We start from the raw sequence: 18,835 nt of genomic DNA on the forward strand, positions 1-18,835 counted from the left end.
CTTCCAAGGAGTCTAAAATGGATCCGGCAGCAGCAAAACTTATCGGCGCGGGCATCGCATGCATCGGCATGGGCGGCGCGGGCGTCGGCGTCGGCGTGATCTTCGGCAACTACCTCGCCGCAGCCGTTCGCAACCCCTCGGCAGCTCAGGGCCAGTTCGGCAACCTGATCTTCGGCTTCGCCGTGACCGAGGCGCTCGGCATTTTCTCGCTGCTGATCGCGCTGCTGCTGCTGTTCGTTCCGCTCTGAGGACGACGTTTTTCGCGCCGTTCCATTCCATTGGGACGGCGCGTGTGACAGCAACAGGAGAACTCCGTGGCTGAAAGTCATGGCGGCGCAAAAGGTCCGGCGGCGGGCGCTCACACCGGGGCTGACGGTAGTCACCACGGTGGCGGTTTTCCGCCGTTCGAGAGCAGCAACTACGCTTCACAGCTGGTGTCGCTCGCGATCTTCTTCGTCCTGCTTTACGTGATCGTGTCCAAGCTTGCTCTGCCGAAGGTCGGCGGTGCGATCGAGGCGCGTCAGAACAAGATCGAGGGTGACCTCGCCGAGGCGCAGAAGCTGAAGGACCAGTCCGACGCGGCGCTGAAGGCCTATGAAACCGAGCTCGCTTCGGCGCGCACGCGGGCACAGGCGATCGGCAACGAATCCCGCGACAAGGCGAATGCGCAGGCGGAAGCCGAGCGCAAGACGCTGGAAGAACAATTGGCGGCCAAGCTCGCCGGGGCGGAGAAGACCATCGCCTCGACCCGCGCCACCGCCATGAGCAACGTCCGCGGCATCGCGGCCGATGCGGCAGGTCAGATCGTGCAGCAGCTCACCGGCGTCGTTCCCGACGCCGCGTCGGTCAATGCCGCGGTCGATGCGTCCCTGAAAGGTTAGTCGAGATGTTCTTCGATCCTGAAACCTGGGTCGCCATCGCCTTCGTGATCCTGATGGTCGTATTCGCCTATCTCGGGGTCTTCAAGTCGGCGATGACGGCGCTGGATCATCGTGCCGCCCGCATCAAGGCCGAACTCGACGACGCGACGCGCCTCAAGCAGGAAGCGGCCAAGGTGCTTGCCGACTACAAGGCGCGCAGCGCCACGGCCGAGCGCGAAGCTGCCGACATCATCGCCAACGCCAAGGCCGAAGCCGAGCGCATCGCGGCCGACGCCAAGGCGAAGATGGAAGACTTCGTCGCCCGCCGGACCAAGACCGCGGAGAGCAAGATCGCGCTCGCCGAGGCCCAGGCGCTCGCCGATGTCCGCGCTGCAGCCGCGGAAGCCGCCGTCCAGGCCGCCTCCACGATCCTGTCGCAGTCGGTCAAGGGCTCGGTCGCCGACGATCTGCTCGCCAAGGGCATCACCGAGGTTCGCCAGAAGCTGAACTGAGGGTTTTTCCTTCACCAATCAAAAAGCCGGCGCGATGAGCGCCGGCTTTTTTGTTTTCGCAATCCACAAACACGGTGTCATCACCCGCGAAAGCGGGTGATCCAGTATTCCAGAGAGAGCAATGAGATACGGAGAAGCCGCGGCGTACTGGATGCGCCGCCTGCGCGGGGCATGACAGCGTTCTTCGTGACGACTTGCTTACCTACTTCTTCTTCCGCGCCTTCGGCTCGGGCGAGAGCGCCTGCGGGTCGAAGCCGACATAGAAGACATAGGAATCGGCGGACGCGGCCGAGGGCGTCGGATAAGCCAGATCCTCGACGATGAAGGTGAAGGGCACGCTGCCGCCTTCCGACATCTCGACCGTGGTCCGGTAAGCCTTCGAGGCGATCACTTTCTCGCCGACGCCGCCCTGCACCACCGCGACACGCAAGGGGACCTCGACGGTGGCGGGCGCGCCGGCGGGACCGGCGATCACGCGGCCCTGGATTCCGATCCGGGCCGTGATGCCGACACTGCTGCGGGAACATTCGCGCGCCATCTTGGTGATCGAGGCCTGGAAGCGGATCTCGTTGCCGACGGCCGGCTTGCCGGCCGCCCCCACCGCGTAGGTCGATGCGCCCGCGCGCACCGTCACCTGCGGGCAATCGAGGTCGTCTTCCGCCGGCTGGCCAGGCGCAGGCGCGGGCTTGGGCGGGGCCGGCTCATCCGACTTGCCGCCGAACAGGCTCTTGAAGCGGTCGGTCAAGGACTGGGCGGCCACCGGCGAAACCGCCGCGAACGACATCGACAATGCCAGCGCGATCGCCGGCATCCGCCGCAGCACATTCCGCGATGACCGAAGCTGCTTCACCATCAAAGCCCGTACTCCAATGACAATTGTCCGGCCGATCGCCGGCCGGGGCATGCGGGTTATATCGCCAAAATCGGCGAACCCAAGGCAGCAAAAAGGGGGACTTGGCCAGGGGACTTGACCAGGGGACTTGGCCCAATGAAGCGAGCCGCTCAGCCGCGGAAATCCTCATGCAGCAGGCCGAACAGCAAATGGTCCTGCCAGACCCCGTTGATGCAGAGATAGCGGCGCGCCAGGCCCTCGCGGGAGAAACCGCACTTCTCCAGCACCCGGATCGACGGCGCATTAGTGGGGATGCAGGCGGCCTCGACCCGGTGCAGATTGAGCTCGCCGAACAGCGTCGGCAGGAGCACCCGCAGTGCAGCCGTCATGTAGCCGCGATGGGCATGGGGTTGGCCGACCCAATAGCCGATGGTGCCGGCCTGCACGATGCCGCGCCGGACATTGGCCAGCGTGATGCCGCCGACCATGGCGCCATCGAGCTCCCGGAAGATCAGAAAGGGATAGGAACGGTCGGCGGCAATGTCCTCGGAATAGCGGCGCAGGCGGCGGCGGAAGCCGGAGCGGGTGAGATCGTCAGACGGCCAGATCGGCTCCCAGGGCGTCAGGTAATCGCGGCTGGTTTCGCGCAAATGCGCCCATTGCAGAAAGTCCGACATCTGCGGCGCACGCAGTAACAGCCCGTTACCGCGCGGCGCGAGGGCGGCGGGTCCACTGGACGGCAGGCGAAAGAGGGCCATGGTGATGCTTCCCGGGGCAGCTCAGCCCGCGCGCGGCTCCTAATGCAGCCGCGCCTTGGCACGTGCCCGCGTCAATCCTTCCGCAAAAGACACCGCCGTGTCCAGACCCCTGCCACTGCCCAATGCGACAACGGCAGGCCGGCTCCGCGACAGCAGCGCACGCGCCGCGTCCCGGGTCGATTCGACGCTGACGGCGTCGATCCGGGCCACCAGCTCCTCGACCGTCTGCGGCCGGCCATAGGCCAGCACGTGGCGCGCCAGCTGCTCGGCGCGCGATGAGCAGCTTTCCAGCGCCATCAGCAGGCCCGCCTTCATCTGCGCCTTGGCCCGCGCGATCTCGGCCTCGGTCAGCGTCTCGACCGAATCATTCATGATGTCGACCACGACCTCCATCATCTCCGGCGCGTCGGCCGGATCGGTGCCGGTGTAGAGGCCGAAGAAGCCGGTGTCGGTATAGGGCGCGTGGAACGAATAGATCGAGTAGCAGAGACCGCGCTTCTCGCGCACCTCCTGGAACAGGCGCGACGACATTCCGCCGCCGAGGATGTTGGTGAAGACCTGCAGCGAGAACAGCGACGGATCGCTCTGCGGCACGCCTTCCAGCGCCAGCGTCAGATGCGCCTGCTCCAGCTCGCGATGCACCACCTTGGTACCACCCTTGCCGAACATGGCCGCCTGCGGTTTGGGACCCGGCGTCCCCTCAAAACTTGCGAAGCGCTTCTCGACCTCAGCGACCACTTGCTTGTGATCGACCGCACCGGCCGCAGCCACCACCATGTCGGGCCCGCGATAATGCGTCGAGAGATAGTCCCGCAGCGAATCGCGATTGAAGGCGCGCAGCGTCTTCGCCGTGCCGAGCAGCGAGCGGCCCATCGGCTGGTCGGGGTAGCAGAGCTCGTTGAGATGCTCGAACACGACGTCATCGGGCGTATCCTGCGCGGCACCGATCTCCTGCACGATGACGTTCTTCTCGCGCTCCAGCTCGTCGGGCTCGAAGGCGGGATTGGCGAGGATGTCGGCAAGCACGTCGAGCGCGAGCGGCACGTCGGCCTTGAGCACCCGCGCGTAATAGGACGTGGTCTCGGTCGAGGTGCCGGCATTGAGGTCGCCGCCGACCGCCTCGATCTCCTCGACGATCTCGCGCGAGGAGCGTTTCGTCGTGCCCTTGAACGCCATGTGCTCGAGCAGATGCGAGATGCCGTGCTCGTTCGGCTTCTCGTCGCGTCCGCCGACGCCGGCCCAGACGCCGAGCGCCGCGGTCTCGAGATGGGGCATCTTGTCGGTGACGACGGTCAGGCCGGAGGCAAGCTTGGAAATCTCGACGCTCATCCGGCAACTCCCTGCTTTGCGGCGCGGCTGACCGACAGCACGAACCGCTCGACCTCGGCCTGATCGTTCTTCATCACCTTCATGTGTTCGGATTTGGTCATCAATCCGTCGAGCCAGGCCGGCAGTTGCGGCCGCTGGCCGCAGGCCGCTTCGACAGCGTCGGGGAATTTGGCCGGATGGGCGGTGGAGAGCACGATGCTCGGCACCCTCGTGTCGGTGGTGTCGCGATCGGCGACGGCGAGCGCCACCGCCGTATGGGGATCGACCAGCTCGCCTGCCTCGCGCCAGCCGGCGCGGATCGCAGCCGCGGTCTCGGTCTCGTAGGCGCGCCCGGCGTCGAACTCCTCGCGGATCGCGGCCAGCGTCGCATCGGGCAGCACGAAACGACCCGACTGCTTCAGCGAATCCATCAGGCGGCGCACGCCGGCGGCATCGCGCCGGCCCGCTTCAAACAGCAGCCGCTCGAAATTCGATGAGATCTGGATGTCCATCGACGGCGACGCCGTCGCGTGCACCTCGCGCACCTCGTAGATCCCGGTCTTCAGCGTGCGCGCCAGGATGTCGTTGACGTTGGCGGCGATGCGCAGGGTCCGCACCGGCAGTCCCATCCGCTTGGCGACGTAGCCGGCGAAGATGTCGCCGAAATTGCCGGTCGGCACGACGAAGTCCACCGCGCGCGCAGGCGCGCCGACCGCAACGGCGGAGGTGAAATAGTAGACGACCTGGGCGACGATGCGCGCCCAGTTGATCGAATTGACGCCGGAGAGCGAGGTCGCATCGCGGAAGCGATGGTTGTTGAACATCCCCTTCACGAGCGCCTGGCAGTCGTCGAAATTGCCCTCGATGGCCAGCGCATGGACATTGGCCGCGCCTGTGGACGTCATCATCCGCCGCTGCACCTCGGAGATGCGGCCGTGCGGGAACAGCACGATGAGATCCACGTTCTCGAGGCCGGCGAAGGCTTCGACCGCAGCGCCGCCGGTGTCGCCTGAGGTGGCGACCACGATGGTGGTGCGCTGGCCGCGCTTGGCGAGCACGTGGTCCATCAGCCGCGAGATCAGCTGCATCGCCACGTCCTTGAAGGCGAGCGTCGGACCGTGGAACAGCTCCAGCACGAACTGGTGCGGCGACATCTGGCGCAGCGGCACCACCGCCGGATGGCGGAAGGTCGCGTAGGCCTCGTTCGCCATGCGGCCAAGCTCGGCGTCCGAAATCTCGCCGCCGGCGAAGGGACGGATCACGTCGACCGCGACCTCCCAATAGGGGCGGCCGAAGAAGCCGGCGATGGTCTCGGCAGAGAGCTGCGGCCAGATCGTCGGCACATACAGGCCGCCGTCGCGCGCAAGCCCGGTCAGCATCACGTCGCAGAAGCCGAGTTCGGGGGCCTCGCCCCGGGTCGAGATATAACGAGTCAAACTGCCCTCCAAAGGCCGACCGGGCCTGCGCCCGTTCGTTAAGCCTTTGATTTTACGAAATTACTTGTTAACAGCCAGAGGCTTTGGGCCACCATAAAGTGTTTTGCGGCATCAGGAAACCGCTTCCCGCCGGCACCCTTGCCCAGCAAAAAGGGCTGCGGCGGTGCCGCAGCCCTCTCTTGGAAGGTCTGTCGTTGATATGTGCAGACCGGTTTGTCTCTGGGGTCGTCGCCCCCGCTGAAACTTGTCCGGCAACCTTTCGCCGTCAGTCACGAAATCGTCAAGGGCGAAAACGACGAGCGCGGGAAGATGTTCCTATTTTTCCCGACATGCCCAAGCTTATGCGGGCGTGTTCCAGCGAACCGGTGCCAAGGATTGCCATTTTATCCCGGCAATTGCGGGGGCTTCGGAACGAATGCCACCTCGACCCATTGTGTCCGCGGATGGGTGTCGGCGGTGTCCATGCATTGCCCGGCTGCACGCCGACACCAATCCGTCTCGCCGAACCGGCTGCATCCTGGAGCAGCCGGTTCGGTGCCGTCGGTGCCGGGCCGCTAGTGCCCGGGCCGTCAGTGCCCCGGGGCCGCCAGTGCCCGGGCCGTCAATTCAGCTCGATTTCAACCGCGATTCTGATCAGGTCGGAATGGTTCTTGGCTCCTAGCTTCTGCTTGAGCAGGGACGTGGTGTTGGCGACGGTCTTGTAGGAGATGCCGAGCGCCTCGGCGACTTCCACGATCTTGTCGCCGCGTCCGAGCAGGCGGAGAATTTCGAGCTCCCGCGGCGTCATCTGCGAGGCCGGGTTGGCCTTGATCGCCGCGCCGGAAAACGTCACGGCTTCCGCGAGTTGCGGTGAGATGAAATTGTCGCCCGCGACCACCTTGCGCACCGCTTTCAGCAGGATCCTGGGATCATCGCCCTTGGAGACATAGCCCTGCGCCCCAAGCTCGACCGCCCGCACCACGAAGGCCGGATCGTCGTTCATGCTGAACATGATGATCTTGGCGTCGGGATCGTCCTTGCGGATGCGTCGCATCAGCTCGAAGCCGGAGACATCGGGCAGGCTGATGTCGATCACGGTAACGTCGGGCCGCTTGCTGACATAGGCTCGATGGCCGGATTTGGCGTCGGTTGCCTCGTCGATACGGATCGAATGGTCCGAAGCGAACAGGGTGCGGCAACCGGACAGCACCACGGGGTGGTCATCGACAATCAGGATCCTGGTCGCCGGCTTGGCGGTATCTTGCATCGCGCACTCTCTTGTTTTTCGACTCATAGACCGGCGGGAACAAATGGAAAGAGTAAATCCCGCCGATGCGCGTTAGAATTGACCTAATGTGGCAACGACTCTCGTTCAGAACGCAACTGTTTCTTCCGCTCGGCGCGAGCTTTCTCGCAGCGCTGATCCTGGGCGGCGTGCTGCTCCAGATCTTCGCGGCCGGTCAGCTCGCCGACGAGAACGAGCCGGCTCGACGTTCGACCCGGACGATCGCGACCGCACTCAACAACACTCTGCGCGCGTCGGACGACCCCGGGAAGACGCTCGACGCCTTTGTCCAATCCTTGACCACCTCCTCGGACATCCAGTTCCGTTCCGCGGAAGGCCCTGCTGCGGAGGAGCCAAAGGACCGCCGGCACAACCTGCAGGGGGTTCCGCAGTGGTTTGTCAACCTGCTCATGGTGCCGGACATGGACGCTGCGACCCCGGTGTTGATCGATGGCAGGCGTGTCGGCGATATCGTGTTCCTGCCGGACCTGTCGGCCGACCTGTTCGAGAAGTGGATCGGCTTCCTGGCGCTGACCGGCCTCGTCGCCATGCTGACCGTGCTCACCGGAATCATCGCTTACGTCTTCGCGGGATCGGCACTGCGTCCCCTGCAGCATCTCGGTGAAGGCCTCACACGGATGCGGCGCGGCGACTACGCAAAGCCGATCCCGGTCGGAGGGCCGCCGGAGATCCGGCAGAGCTGTGCGGAAGCAAATGCACTGGCCGCGACGCTGGTGCAATTGAGCCAGGACAATCGCGATCTGATGCACCGCCTGGTGTCGCTCCAGGACGACGAGCGTCGTGACCTCGCCCGCGAATTGCACGACGAGCTCGGACCGCTGCTGTTCAGCATCCGCGCCGGCACGATCGCGCTGGTCGACGCCTCGCCGCAGGTGGGAAATCTCGGCAAGTCAGCCCAGGATGTGCTGCAATCGGTCGAGGCGCTCCAGCAGACCAACCGCCGCATCCTCGATCGGTTGCGGCCGCTCTACATTCAGGAGCTTGGCCTTTCGACCAGCGTGCAGACTCTGCTCCAGAACTTTCGCAAGCAGGCGCCGAACATCGTCCTGACGGACACGATCGATCCGGGTCTCGACGGCATCGCCGGGCCGCTGGCCCAGACCGTCTATCGGGTGATCCAGGAGGCGCTGACCAACGTGCTGCGCCACGCCAAGGCCAGCAACGCCCATGTCCAGGCAACCGTCACCGGCGAGGCGCTCGTCGTCGAGATCTCCGACGACGGCGGCGGCTTTCCCGAGGGCAACGTTTTCGGCCGCGGCCTGACCGGCATGCATGAGCGCGTGCGCGCGCTCAGCGGATCGCTGTCACTGTTGCGCGTGGATGGGCGAACCCATGTACGCTGCCGCCTTCCGGCCAAACCGGCACGCGAGGCGCCTGTCCAGCCCATTGGATGAGGATGTCTTGTCGAAAAACCGCCGCACACCTTGCGCTAACGCGGCCCTTCGGGTCCGGAGCACGCCCTAACAGGCGCAGCCATGATGCGCGTTCTGTTGCGCCGGCTCGCACAGCGTGCTGTGGATCTTGCCTTCGGGGCTGAAGCGAAACGAGGCGTGAATGCGTAGCGCGCCGGCGACGGAATATTCGAGATCGACGCCATGGGGCGCGGGATGGATCTCCTCCAGCCCGAAACCTGCCAACGAGAAGGCACTGAGTCGCGGCTGCCAATAGGCCTCGAGCTCGCTGCGGCCGCGATAGCGCTGCGCACCGTTGCACGTGCATTCGACCTGGGCGTCGTCCGCATAGAGGTCGAGCAACGTCGTGAGGTCGCCCTTCCGGCAGGCGTCCACCCAATCGACGACAATTCCCATCTGGTCGAAATCGCTCACGCCGCAATCCTGTCTGCCGCGGAAACTCACCGGCGGCTTAGAACCACACTCGTGAATGTGCGCTGAATAATAAACCCCGGGCGATACCGGGTTCCCTCGCGGTATCTACGGTCGAGCTCAGCTCTGCCGCCGGCCTCTTGCCCACACGGCGAAGGCGATCAGCACGGCGCCGGCGAGCAGGAACCAGGTGACGGCGTATTGCAGGTGATCGTCCTTTAGATGCACGTCGAGCGGCCCCGGGCGCGGGATGCCGTTCTCGGGCACCGGTTGCTCGAGGTCGACATAGAACGGCGCAACCGCGCCCCAGCCGAGCGCACTTGCGATGGCCGGATGATCGCGCACGAACCAGAGCCGCTTGCCGCGGTTCTCCGCCGGCGTCAGCCAACCGGACGGCTCGGGAAAGCGCAGATAACCGGTGAGCGCGACCGGCTGCCCGGTAACGAGCTTCTTCACCGCGCGATCCTCGACGCTGCGATCCTGCATGGTGTTCTCGACGAAGCCCGCATCGATCACGACCGTCTCGCCGCTGGGAAGCCGCGCCGGCAGGAACGCCCAGGTGCCGGGGCCGGAGGCGTCCTTGCGCACCGCCGAGCCCGAGGAATAGACCATCGCATCCGGCAGGGCTGCGTAGGTCGCGGTGAAGCTGACGCGGCGGAATTCGTCGCGCGCGGGATTGAGTGCAGCCCATTGCGAAGGCGGCGGCAGCGCGATGGGCGCCTCTGCAAGGCGCTCGGTGAGCGCCGCGACCAGCGCGTGCTTGGCGGTCCGGCGCTGCAATTGCCAGACACCGAGCGCGATGAAGACGGCCGTCAGGAACAGCGTGAACAGCGCGAAGCCGGCCACGCGAGGCTTGCGCGCAGGCTGGTTCATTTCGCGCGGTCGACCAACCGGCCCGGCGCCGCCTTGTGGTGGAATTGCAGCGCGATCAGCAGCGACTTCATCGCACGCAGCGGCAACAGCGTGGTGACCAGGATCAGCGGCAACCACAGCGCCGCATGCAGCCAGTATGGCGGCTGGTACTTGACCTCGACGATGAGCGCGGCCGCTACCACGATCCCACCGGCCAGCATGATGATGAAGATCGCCGGCCCGTCGCCGCTATCGATGAAGGCATAGTCGAGACCGCAGCGGTCGCAGGCGGGTGCGAGCGTCAGGAAGCCCGCATAGAGCTTGCCCTGGCCGCAGCGCGGGCATCGGCAGGCAAGCCCGCGCAGCGCGCTTTGCAGGACGGTGGTTTCAGGCTCGGGCTTGCCGGCGGTGTCGTTCATGATGGCAGACTCTATCACAGTTTTCGCGGGAGCTTGCGGCGGCCCAAAAGCGAAAGGGCGGCCCAGCGGCCGCCCTTTCTGATCTCCTCGCGCGACTCAGTGCGCGCCGTGGGCCATGGTCTCGGCGCCGTGTCCCCAGACGTAGATGCAGAGGAACAGGAACAGCCAGACCACGTCGACGAAGTGCCAGTACCAGGCGGCGAACTCGAAACCGAGATGCTGCTTCGGCGTGAAGTGGCCGGCATAGGCGCGGAACAGGCACACCAGCAGGAAGATGGTGCCGACCAGCACGTGGAAGCCGTGGAAACCGGTCGCCATGAAGAAGGTCGCGCCATAGACGTTGCCGCCGAACGAGAACGCTGCGTGGCTGTACTCATAGGCCTGCACGCAGGTGAAGAGCGCGCCGAGCACGACGGTGAGGATCAGGCCGTATTTCAGGCCCTGGCGGTCGTTCTCGAGCAGCGCATGGTGCGCCCAGGTCACGGTGGTGCCCGACGTGAGCAGGATCAGCGTGTTCAGGAGCGGCAGGTGCCAGGGATCGAAGGTCTCGATGCCATGCGGCGGCCAAGTGCCGGGGACGGCGCAGGCGCCGGCCTGGGTGCCGAGGCCGCAGCCGAACACGGCATCGCGGGTGGCGTGGACGGCGTCGGCCGGAAACAGCGCCGCGTTGAAATAGGCCCAGAACCAGGCGACGAAGAACATCACCTCCGAGGCGATGAACAGGATCATGCCGTAGCGGTGATGCAGCTGCACGACGCGGGTGTGGTCGCCCTTGTACTGGGCTTCCTTGATCACGTCGCCCCACCAGCTCGCCATGGTGTAGAGCACGCCCACGGTGCCGACGCCGAAAATGATCGGCGCGGCCGCGAACATGTGATGCATCCAGGTGATCGCGCCGACCGCCATGATGAAGGCCGAGAGCGAACCAACGGCCGGCCAGGGCGAGGGATCGACCAGGTGATAGTCGTGATGCTTGGTGTGCGCCGTAGCCATTTCGGTCTCTCTCCTCAATCCCGTGCCTATCAGGCACTTATCCCCTTGTTTCCAACCGCCTGAGCGTGAGCCCGGCGATCAAAGATTTCCCTTGCGCTTGTCGCCTTCGCCCGATGCCAACGGCTTCACCACGGGATCCTTCACCGGATAGAAGGTGTAGGACAGCGTGATCGTGTTCAGCCCGTCGTTCTCGTGATCGTCGGCGATCGACGGATCGACGTAGAACACGACCGGCATCTCGCGCTTCTCGCCGGGCGCCATGGTCTGCTCGGTGAAGCAGAAGCAGTTGATCTTCTGGAAATAGGAGCCGACCGTCAGCGGCGCGACATTGTAGGCAGCCTGCGCGGCAGTGGTGCGCGCAGCCTGGTTGGTCACGGTGTAGAAGACGGTCACGACCTGGCCGATATTGACCTCGATCTCGCTCTGCTCCGGCTCGAACTTCCAGGGCAGGCCCGGGGCGACGTTGGAATCGAAGCGCACCGAGATTTTCCGCGCGATCGGGCCGGTGGCCGGCGCGGAGGTCGCGACCTGGGTCGTGCCGTTGAAGCCGGTGGCGCGGCAGAACCAGTTGTAGAACGGCACCGCCGCGTAGGAGGCACCGACCATCAGCGCGACCACGCCGCCGCAGATGGAAGCAACCACCACGTCGCGACCCAGCCCGCGGCCCTTGGTCGGCTCACGATTGGCCGGCGTGGCGCTGACATCCTGCGATATGGTCGGCTCGTGATCCATGTTTCCTACATCGGCCGCACGAGGACTGCCGGCCCCTTGACCATGGTGACGGCGAAGAACAGCACCACGAGCACGCCGAGCGCGAGCGCGATCGCAATCGAACGGTGACGACGGCTCTTCTTCTGCGCCTCGGTGAGGACGATTCCATCTGGCTCGGGTTTGTCGACCATCCCTGCGATCATGCGCCCCCTACCAGCGGAGCAAGTGCCCGGAATACGACTTCGGCCAGCAGGGTCGCGAACAGCACGAACAGATAGAGGATCGAGAAGGCGAACAGCTTGCGGGTCGCGCGTAGCGACTGGCTGCGCTCACGGCGCAGATAGACGTTGATCGCGAGCACCAGCATGCCGGCGCCGAGGATCAGCGAGACGATGCCGTAGACGGCATCGAAATAACCGAGCGCCCAGGGCGCGGCGGCGACCGCGATCAGCACGATGGTGTAGAGCAGGATCTGGAGCCGCGTCGCGTCGGGACCGGCGACATTGGGCAGCATCGGAATGCCGGCGCGCGCGTAATCGTCGGAGCGGAACAGCGCCAGCGCCCAGAAGTGCGGCGGGGTCCAGAAGAAGATGATGGCGAACAGCAGCAACGGCTCGACGTCGACCGTACCGGTCACGGCAGCCCAGGCCACCACCGGCGGCAGCGCGCCGGCGGCGCCGCCGATCACAATGTTCTGCGCGGTCCAGCGCTTCAGCCACATCGTGTAGATCACGACGTAGAAGAAGATGGTGAAGGCGAGCAGCGCACCCGCGATCCAGTTGACGAGGATGCCGAGCGTCATTACCGAGAAGAAGGACAGCGTCAGGCCGAACGCCATGGCTTCAGGGCGGGTGATGCGGCCGCGCGGAATCGGCCGGTTCGCCGTGCGCGACATCTTGGAGTCGATATCGCCTTCCAGCGCCATGTTGAGCGCGCCGGAGGCACCGGCGCCGACGGCGATGCAGAGCAGCGAGGTGATCGCCAGCACCCAGTGGAAATGCCCGGGCGCCATCGCCATCCCGACCAGCGCGGTGAAGATCACCAGCGACATCACCCGCGGCTTCAAGAGCGCGATGTAGTCGCCCACCTCCGCCTCGGAGATGCGGGGATTGATGTCGATGGCGTTGTGGTCGAGGACGGACACTTAATTCAACTCGCTTCGTTATAGAGCCGCGGCGCCCGTCACGGGCGCCGCGGGAGATCGATCACTGCACGCGGGGCAGCACTTCGAACTGGTGGAAGGGCGGCGGCGAGGGCAAGGTCCACTCCAGTGTGGTCGCACCTGCACCCCACGGATTGTCGCCGGCCGGCACCTTCTTCATGAAGGCGTCGAGCACACAGTAGAGGAAGATCAGCACGCCGAAGCCGGAGATGTAGGAGCCGACCGACGAGACCAGGTTCCAGCCCGCGAACGCGTCGGGATAGTCGACATAGCGGCGCGGCATGCCCGACAGGCCGAGGAAGTGCTGCGGGAAGAACACCAGATTGACGCCGATGAAGGTGACCCAGAAGTGCGCCTTCGCGAGCGTCTCGTTGTACATGTAGCCCGACATCTTCGGGAACCAGTAGTACCAGCCGGCGAAGATTCCGAACACCGCGCCCAGCGACAACACGTAGTGGAAGTGCGCGACGACGTAGTAGGTCTCCTGCAGCACGCGGTCGACGCCCGCGTTCGCCAGCACGACGCCGGTGACGCCGCCGACCGTGAACAGGAAGATGAAGCCCACCGCCCAGATCATCGGGGCCCGGAATTCGATCGAGCCGCCCCACATCGTGGCGATCCACGAGAAGATCTTCACGCCGGTCGGAACCGCGATGACCATGGTCGCCGCGACGAAATAGGCCTGCGTCGCCGAGGACATGCCGACCGTGTACATGTGGTGCGCCCACACCACGAAGCCGATGCCGCCGATCGCGACCATGGCGTAGGCCATGCCGAGATAGCCGAACACGGGTTTGCGCGAGAAGGTCGAGATGATCTGGCTGACCATGCCGAAAGCCGGCAGGATCAGGATGTACACTTCGGGGTGGCCGAAGAACCAGAACAGATGCTGGAACAGCACGGGGTCGCCGCCGCCTTCGGGGTTGAAGAACGTCGTGTGGAAGTTGCGGTCGGTGAGCAGCATGGTGATCGCACCGGCGAGCACCGGCAGCGACAACAGCAGCAGGAACACCGTCACCAGGATCGACCACACGAACAACGGCATCTTGTGCAGGGTCATGCCCGGCGCGCGCATGTTGAAGATCGTGGTGATGAAGTTGATGGCGCCGAGGATCGACGAGGCACCCGCCAGATGCAGCGACAGGATCGCGAAGTCGACGGCCGGGCCCGGATGGCCCGAGCTCGACAGCGGCACGTACATGGTCCAACCGGCGCCGACGCCGTTGGCACCCGGCTCGCCCTCGACGAAGGTCGACATCAGCAGCAGGGCGAAGGAAGCCGGCAGCAGCCAGAACGAGATGTTGTTCATGCGCGGGAACGCCATGTCGGGCGCGCCGATCATCAGCGGCACGAACCAGTTGCCGAAGCCGCCGATCATCGCGGGCATGACCATGAAGAAGATCATGATCAGGCCGTGAGAGGTCACGAACACGTTATAGGTGTGCGTCTCGTGGAAGATCTGCACGCCCGGGTACATCAGTTCGGCACGGATCGCGATCGACATCGCGGCGCCGATGACGCCGGCGATGACCGCGAAGATCAGGTACATCGTGCCGATGTCCTTGTGGTTGGTCGAATAGACGTAGCGGCGCCATCCGGTCGGATGGGCATGCTCGTCATGTCCGTGGTCTTGGGCGTGATCGCCGTGTGCCGCTGCGCTCGTTGCCATTTTCAAATCCTGCCTTGCGTCCCAATCGGACCTCTGGAGGTCCCGCCCTTATGTCGCGTTCAGTCCCTCACGCCGTCACCCGACGCTTACTGCGTCGGGCCGGCCGCGGAGGCGTAGGTGTTGGTGCCGCCGCTCGCAAATTTCTTCTTTGCCGTCTCGACCCAGGAGGCGAACTCCTGGTCATTCACGACGCGAATCGCGATCGGCATGAAGGCGTGGTCCTTGCCGCAGAGCTCCGAGCACTGGCCATAGAACATGCCGGTCTTGGTCGCCTTGAACCAGGTTTCGTTCAACCGGCCCGGAATGGCGTCGATCTTGACGCCGAAAGCCGGCAGCGCGAAGGCGTGGATGACGTCGGCGCCGGTGACCTGGACACGAATCACCTTGTTGACGGGCACCACCATCTCGTTGTCGACGCCGAGCAGGCGGGGCTGCTTGTCCTGCGCCATCAGCGAATCGAACTCGAACTTGCCGTTGTCGGGATAGGCATAGGACCAGTACCACTGCTTGCCGGTCGCCTTGATGGTGATATCCGCCTTCGGCACGTCGAGCTCGAGGAACAGCAGCCGGAACGAGGGCACTGAGATGCCGACCAGGATCAGCACCGGAACCAGCGTCCAGGCCACCTCGATCAGCGTGTTGTGGGTGGTCCGCGACGGCACCGGATTGGCCCGCGCGTTGAACTTGACGACCACGACCACGAGCAGCGCCAGGACGAACAGCGTGATCAGAGTGATCAGCACGAACAGGAAGTTGTGGAACCAGACGATGTTATCCATCACCGGGGAGCCGGACTCCTGAAGCGTCCATTCCCAGGGCTTCGGCTGCCCGAGCTCGGCAAATGCAACACCGCCCGTCGCCAGCGTCAGACCCGCCACGGCCAATCCCAGCAAGTGCCGGCCCACCGGGCCCATCGACATCCTCATGCCGTTCGCGCTCCCCTTACGAAATCACCCCAAGTGCGCTCCCCTGTTTGTGAGAAACGCTTATTCGATCCGCCCGCCTGACAAACCGCCGCGCAAGAATACCTCTAAGAGGAATTGGGGCCAGATCGCTAGAACGCCGAAATCAAGCCTCTCAAACCATAATTTTTGATCTATCGCAATGCAGTCTTGAGCCCCGTCTGCCAGCGATCACCCGCAAGATATTTCCTAGTAAGATCAGACAAAAATACCGTTTGCCGGGATGCTGCCGCTTGACAGCGGAATTGCCCGCGGTAGGCACTGGCAGATGGCCGCGCAGGAACCTGATTCGTGCGGGCGGCGGCGGCGCGAGGCGGCGTGGAATTTGCTTGGGAATCGCCTTCAAGACGCCGTCATTCCCGTATCAGTCCGCCAGATTAGTCCGCCAAGCGCGAGCGACCCAGGCGAGCAGAGGGACCGACCCGATGGGGCTTTCGAAATCGATGGCAGGGCTGGCTATGGCAAGGCTGGCTAGAAGGCAGATGACCCGCCTCCCGGCGCTGGCCAGCCTGTTGGCTGCGCTCGTCCTTCTGGCACTCCCCGGCCTCGCCCATGCGCAGGGCGCAGTCCGCTCCGTCCATGGCGACTGGCAGATCCGCTGCGACACCCCGCCGGGCGCGCAGACCGAGCAATGCGCCCTGATCCAGAGCGTGGTAGCCGAAGACCGCTCCAATGCCGGCCTGACCGTCATCGTGCTCAAGACCGCCGACCAGAAGAGCCGCCTGATGCGCGTGGTCGCGCCGCTCGGGGTCCTGCTGCCCTCCGGTCTCGGCCTCAAGCTCGACAACCAGGACGTCGGCCGCGCCGGCTTCGTGCGCTGCCTGCCCAATGGCTGCGTCGCCGAGGTCGTCATGGACGACAAGCTGCTCGGCCAGCTCCGCACCGCCAAGACCGCCACCTTCATCATCTTCGAGACCCCGGAAGAAGGCATCGGCTTCCCGCTCAGTCTGAACGGGCTCGGCGAGGGCTACGACAAGCTGCCGTAGGGGCAGGTTTCCGGTCGCACATTCTCATCCCGTCATCCTGGAGGCGCGAGGCTTGCGAAGCAAAGCATCGCAAGCTGAGCCTCGACGGATGAACGGCCGAGATGCAGCCGGGCCGTCGCCCTTCGAGGGCCGCAGAAGAAGCGGCCGCCTCAGGGTGACGGTCGCACAATCGCTCGCGGCCACGTGTTCGATGAGCGTCCCCTCCCATCCTATCGTTTCCGTAATGTGAGGCCCCGCCCCCTCGCGGAACCGGTCCGAAACCATTATCTTGCCCCACATCTTCCGATAATGGACGGACGCATGACCAACCCAGCCACGACCTCCCTGCTCGACCGCGCCAATCTCGACCGCGACCAGGTTCGCCACGAGGTCGCGCGCGGGCTTTCCGGTGCCGACGACGGTGAGCTGTTCCTGGAGTACAGCCAGACCGAAGCGCTGATGTTCGACAACGGGCGGCTGAAGCAGGCGACCTACGACACCTCGCAAGGTTTTGGCTTACGCGCGGTCAAGGATGATGCCGTGGGCTACGCCCACTCCTCCGACGTCTCGCTGCCGGCGCTGATCCGTGCCGCCGATGCAGTCGCGGCCGTGCGCGGCGGCTATTCCGGCAGCTTCGCCGCGCCGCCGGCGCATACCAATGTGCGCCTTTACGGCGATGACAACCCGCTGGATGCCCCGGGCTTCGAGACAAAAGTAAAACTGCTCGCCGAGATCGACGCTTACCTGCGCGACAAGGATCCGCGGGTGCGGCAGGTCAGCGTCAGCCTGGGCGCGACCTGGCAGGTCGTCGAGATCCTGCGGCCCGACGGCGAGAGCTATCGTGACATCCGCCCGCTCGTGCGCGTGAACGTTTCCGTGGTCGCCGGCCAGGGCGACCGCCAGGAGAGCGGCAGCAAGGGTTATGGCGGCCGCGCCGGCTATGCCGAATTCATCGAGAGCAAGAACTGGCGCGATGCCGCCGACGGCGCGTTGCGCGAGGCCTTGGTCAATCTGGAATCGATCCCCGCCCCCGCCGGCGAAATGGACGTCGTGTTAGGGGCCGGCTGGCCCGGCGTGATGCTGCATGAAGCGGTCGGCCATGGCCTGGAAGGCGACTTCAACCGCAAGAAGACGTCGGCATTTGCCGGCCTGATGGGCCAGCAGGTCGCGGCCAAGGGCGTCACCGTGGTCGACGACGGCACCATGGCCTCGCGCCGGGGCTCGCTGTCGATCGACGACGAGGGCACGCCGACCAATCGCACCGTGCTGATCGAGGACGGCGTCCTGGTCGGCTACATGCAGGACCGCCAGAACGCGCGGCTGATGAACATGAAGCCGACCGGCAACGGCCGTCGCCAGGGCTATGCACACGTGCCGATGCCGCGCATGACCAACACCTACATGCTCGCGGGCGACCGCGATCCGGCCGAGATCCTCGCATCGGTGAAGAACGGCGTCTTCGCTGCGAATTTCGGCGGCGGCCAGGTGGACATCACCTCGGGCAAGTACGTTTTCCAGTGCACCGAGGCCTACAAGATCGAGAACGGCAAGCTGGGCGCGCCGCTGAAGGGCGCCATGCTGATCGGCAACGGGCCGACCGACCTGCATCGCATCCGCATGATCGGCAACGACCTTGCGCTCGATACCGGCATCGGCACCTGCGGCAAGAATGGACAGGGCGTGCCTGTCGGCGTCGGCCAGCCGTCGCTGCTGATGGAGCGCATCACGGTGGGTGGAACGGGCGCATGAGCGTGGAAGAAAAGGTCACCGTCACCCCCAAGCGGAAGAGCAGCGGCTGGGGCGGGCAGATCGTTCAGCTCGCCGGCATCGTCGCCGCCGTCTTCATCGCCAAGGGCGCGCTTGCCGAGCCGTTCTACGTGCCGTCAGGCTCGATGGAGCCGACGCTGCTGATCGGCGATGCGCTGCTCGCCTCGAAATTCCCCTACGGCTACGGCACCTCGTCGCTGCCGATCCAGATCAGCCTGCCCGAGAGCGGCCGCGTCTTCGCGGAGACGCCGAAGCAGGGCGACGTCGTCGTGTTTCGCTGGCCCGGCGATCGCTCACAGGCCTGGGTCAAGCGCGTCGTCGGTCTGCCCGGCGATCGCATCCAGATGCGGCAGGGCCAGCTCTTCATCAACGATCGCCCCGCCGAGCTCAAGCCGGACGGCGTTGGCGCTGCCGAGGACGACAATGGCGGCAGCGAGCCCGCCTATCGCTATGTCGAGACGCTGCCGAACGGCGTTTCGCACCTGATCTTCAAGATGCGCGACAACGGTCCGCTCGACAAC

At 65.2% G+C, this 18,835-nt stretch carries 21 protein-coding genes; 7 read left to right on the plus strand and 14 right to left on the minus strand.

Translation table 11 applies throughout. The features are described 5' to 3' along the window. The first annotated feature begins 17 nt into the window (after positions 1-17). The 3 genes from CV770_RS30690 to CV770_RS30700 all read left to right on the plus strand — a co-directional run bounded on the left by CV770_RS30690 (position 18) and on the right by CV770_RS30700 (position 1,372). Positions 18-248 carry a F0F1 ATP synthase subunit C gene (locus tag CV770_RS30690; protein WP_007599451.1) on the plus strand — a complete coding sequence of 77 codons (231 nt, stop codon included), beginning with the start codon at positions 18-20 and terminating at the stop codon, positions 246-248. A 66-nt stretch (positions 249-314) separates the two neighbouring features. Then, positions 315-881, plus strand: coding sequence for a F0F1 ATP synthase subunit B family protein (locus tag CV770_RS30695; RefSeq protein WP_091960047.1), 567 nt, complete (start codon positions 315-317; stop codon positions 879-881). A gap of 5 nt (positions 882-886) precedes the next feature. Beyond that, positions 887-1,372, plus strand: coding sequence for a F0F1 ATP synthase subunit B family protein (locus tag CV770_RS30700; protein WP_091960043.1), 486 nt, complete (start codon positions 887-889; stop codon positions 1,370-1,372). A gap of 202 nt (positions 1,373-1,574) precedes the next feature. Here CV770_RS30700 and CV770_RS30705 read toward each other — a convergent pair whose 3' ends face one another. From CV770_RS30705 to CV770_RS30725, 5 genes are all read right to left on the minus strand, one after another. Further along, entirely contained in the window at positions 1,575-2,225 is a 651-nt protein-coding gene (locus CV770_RS30705) for a hypothetical protein (protein WP_091960035.1), read from the minus strand. A 149-nt stretch (positions 2,226-2,374) separates the two neighbouring features. Next, entirely contained in the window at positions 2,375-2,962 is a 588-nt protein-coding gene (locus CV770_RS30710; RefSeq protein WP_018316343.1) for a GNAT family N-acetyltransferase, read from the minus strand. Between the two features lie 39 nt (positions 2,963-3,001). Continuing rightward, entirely contained in the window at positions 3,002-4,291 is a 1,290-nt protein-coding gene (locus CV770_RS30715) for a M16 family metallopeptidase (RefSeq protein ID WP_091960031.1), read from the minus strand. Then, complete coding sequence (gene thrC, locus CV770_RS30720) at positions 4,288-5,706, minus strand: threonine synthase (RefSeq protein ID WP_201760112.1); 1,419 nt, start codon at positions 5,704-5,706, stop codon at positions 4,288-4,290. The genes CV770_RS30715 and thrC overlap by 4 nt, the downstream gene beginning before the upstream one ends. Positions 5,707-6,307: 601 nt before the next feature. Next, a complete protein-coding gene (locus tag CV770_RS30725) occupies positions 6,308-6,952 on the minus strand; it encodes a response regulator transcription factor (protein ID WP_104465020.1) in 645 nt (214 codons plus the stop codon). 86 nt (positions 6,953-7,038) lie between these two features. On the opposite strand from CV770_RS30725, the gene CV770_RS30730 reads away from it, so the two are divergent. Then, positions 7,039-8,385: an ATP-binding protein gene (locus tag CV770_RS30730; protein WP_104465021.1), complete on the plus strand. Its 1,347-nt coding sequence runs from the start codon at positions 7,039-7,041 to the stop codon at positions 8,383-8,385. A gap of 66 nt (positions 8,386-8,451) precedes the next feature. Here CV770_RS30730 and CV770_RS30735 read toward each other — a convergent pair whose 3' ends face one another. The 9 genes from CV770_RS30735 to coxB all read right to left on the minus strand — a co-directional run bounded on the left by CV770_RS30735 (position 8,452) and on the right by coxB (position 15,546). Next, positions 8,452-8,817: a nuclear transport factor 2 family protein gene (locus tag CV770_RS30735; protein ID WP_104465022.1), complete on the minus strand. Its 366-nt coding sequence runs from the start codon at positions 8,815-8,817 to the stop codon at positions 8,452-8,454. 117 nt (positions 8,818-8,934) lie between these two features. Continuing rightward, positions 8,935-9,687 carry an SURF1 family protein gene (locus CV770_RS30740; RefSeq protein ID WP_091960011.1) on the minus strand — a complete coding sequence of 251 codons (753 nt, stop codon included), beginning with the start codon at positions 9,685-9,687 and terminating at the stop codon, positions 8,935-8,937. Further along, positions 9,684-10,085: a DUF983 domain-containing protein gene (locus CV770_RS30745; RefSeq protein WP_104465023.1), complete on the minus strand. Its 402-nt coding sequence runs from the start codon at positions 10,083-10,085 to the stop codon at positions 9,684-9,686. The genes CV770_RS30740 and CV770_RS30745 overlap by 4 nt, the downstream gene beginning before the upstream one ends. A 96-nt stretch (positions 10,086-10,181) precedes the next feature. Then, on the minus strand, positions 10,182-11,078 hold the full coding sequence (locus CV770_RS30750; protein WP_104465024.1) for a cytochrome c oxidase subunit 3: 897 nt from the start codon (positions 11,076-11,078) through the stop codon (positions 10,182-10,184). A 78-nt stretch (positions 11,079-11,156) separates the two neighbouring features. Then, a complete protein-coding gene (locus CV770_RS30755; RefSeq protein ID WP_104465025.1) occupies positions 11,157-11,810 on the minus strand; it encodes a cytochrome c oxidase assembly protein in 654 nt (217 codons plus the stop codon). A gap of 5 nt (positions 11,811-11,815) precedes the next feature. Continuing rightward, positions 11,816-11,992, minus strand: coding sequence for a cytochrome c oxidase system small membrane protein (locus CV770_RS30760; RefSeq protein WP_104465026.1), 177 nt, complete (start codon positions 11,990-11,992; stop codon positions 11,816-11,818). Then, complete coding sequence (locus tag CV770_RS30765; protein ID WP_104465027.1) at positions 11,989-12,933, minus strand: heme o synthase; 945 nt, start codon at positions 12,931-12,933, stop codon at positions 11,989-11,991. The genes CV770_RS30760 and CV770_RS30765 overlap by 4 nt, the downstream gene beginning before the upstream one ends. A 61-nt stretch (positions 12,934-12,994) precedes the next feature. After that, positions 12,995-14,620: a cytochrome c oxidase subunit I gene (ctaD, locus tag CV770_RS30770; RefSeq protein WP_091959991.1), complete on the minus strand. Its 1,626-nt coding sequence runs from the start codon at positions 14,618-14,620 to the stop codon at positions 12,995-12,997. An 86-nt stretch (positions 14,621-14,706) separates the two neighbouring features. Beyond that, entirely contained in the window at positions 14,707-15,546 is an 840-nt protein-coding gene (gene coxB / locus CV770_RS30775; protein WP_091959988.1) for a cytochrome c oxidase subunit II, read from the minus strand. 518 nt (positions 15,547-16,064) lie between these two features. Between coxB and CV770_RS30780 the strand changes: the two genes are divergently transcribed. The 3 genes from CV770_RS30780 to lepB form a co-directional block, all read left to right on the plus strand. Next, positions 16,065-16,568, plus strand: coding sequence for an invasion associated locus B family protein (locus tag CV770_RS30780; RefSeq protein ID WP_430649270.1), 504 nt, complete (start codon positions 16,065-16,067; stop codon positions 16,566-16,568). A 300-nt stretch (positions 16,569-16,868) separates the two neighbouring features. Continuing rightward, the gene (gene tldD / locus CV770_RS30785; protein ID WP_104465032.1) at positions 16,869-18,296 is read left to right on the plus strand and encodes a metalloprotease TldD; all 1,428 of its coding nucleotides are present in this window, start codon (positions 16,869-16,871) and stop codon (positions 18,294-18,296) included. Next, positions 18,293-18,835: signal peptidase I (gene lepB / locus CV770_RS30790; protein ID WP_104465028.1), on the plus strand; the 543-nt coding region annotated here is incomplete at its 3' end. The genes tldD and lepB, both read left to right, overlap by 4 nt.

This window comes from Bradyrhizobium sp. AC87j1 (genome assembly GCF_002936975.1).
In the GTDB taxonomy this organism is placed as follows: domain Bacteria; phylum Pseudomonadota; class Alphaproteobacteria; order Rhizobiales; family Xanthobacteraceae; genus Bradyrhizobium; species Bradyrhizobium shewense.

What these genes read in the sequence shown, in the direction of transcription:
- CV770_RS30690 (WP_007599451.1), top strand. Translation starts at nt 18, where the DNA reads ATGGATCCGGCAGCAGCAAAACTTATCGGCGCGGGCATCGCATGCATC.
- CV770_RS30700 (WP_091960043.1), top strand. Translation starts at nt 887, where the DNA reads ATGTTCTTCGATCCTGAAACCTGGGTCGCCATCGCCTTCGTGATCCTG.
- CV770_RS30705 (WP_091960035.1), bottom strand. Translation starts at nt 2,225, where the DNA reads ATGGTGAAGCAGCTTCGGTCATCGCGGAATGTGCTGCGGCGGATGCCG.
- CV770_RS30710 (WP_018316343.1), bottom strand. Translation starts at nt 2,962, where the DNA reads ATGGCCCTCTTTCGCCTGCCGTCCAGTGGACCCGCCGCCCTCGCGCCG.
- CV770_RS30715 (WP_091960031.1), bottom strand. Translation starts at nt 4,291, where the DNA reads ATGAGCGTCGAGATTTCCAAGCTTGCCTCCGGCCTGACCGTCGTCACC.
- CV770_RS30725 (WP_104465020.1), bottom strand. Translation starts at nt 6,952, where the DNA reads ATGCAAGATACCGCCAAGCCGGCGACCAGGATCCTGATTGTCGATGAC.
- CV770_RS30730 (WP_104465021.1), top strand. Translation starts at nt 7,039, where the DNA reads ATGTGGCAACGACTCTCGTTCAGAACGCAACTGTTTCTTCCGCTCGGC.
- CV770_RS30740 (WP_091960011.1), bottom strand. Translation starts at nt 9,687, where the DNA reads ATGAACCAGCCTGCGCGCAAGCCTCGCGTGGCCGGCTTCGCGCTGTTC.
- CV770_RS30745 (WP_104465023.1), bottom strand. Translation starts at nt 10,085, where the DNA reads ATGAACGACACCGCCGGCAAGCCCGAGCCTGAAACCACCGTCCTGCAA.
- CV770_RS30750 (WP_104465024.1), bottom strand. Translation starts at nt 11,078, where the DNA reads ATGGCTACGGCGCACACCAAGCATCACGACTATCACCTGGTCGATCCC.
- CV770_RS30755 (WP_104465025.1), bottom strand. Translation starts at nt 11,810, where the DNA reads ATGGATCACGAGCCGACCATATCGCAGGATGTCAGCGCCACGCCGGCC.
- CV770_RS30760 (WP_104465026.1), bottom strand. Translation starts at nt 11,992, where the DNA reads ATGATCGCAGGGATGGTCGACAAACCCGAGCCAGATGGAATCGTCCTC.
- ctaD (WP_091959991.1), bottom strand. Translation starts at nt 14,620, where the DNA reads ATGGCAACGAGCGCAGCGGCACACGGCGATCACGCCCAAGACCACGGA.
- coxB (WP_091959988.1), bottom strand. Translation starts at nt 15,546, where the DNA reads ATGAGGATGTCGATGGGCCCGGTGGGCCGGCACTTGCTGGGATTGGCC.
- CV770_RS30780 (WP_430649270.1), top strand. Translation starts at nt 16,065, where the DNA reads ATGACCCGCCTCCCGGCGCTGGCCAGCCTGTTGGCTGCGCTCGTCCTT.
- tldD (WP_104465032.1), top strand. Translation starts at nt 16,869, where the DNA reads ATGACCAACCCAGCCACGACCTCCCTGCTCGACCGCGCCAATCTCGAC.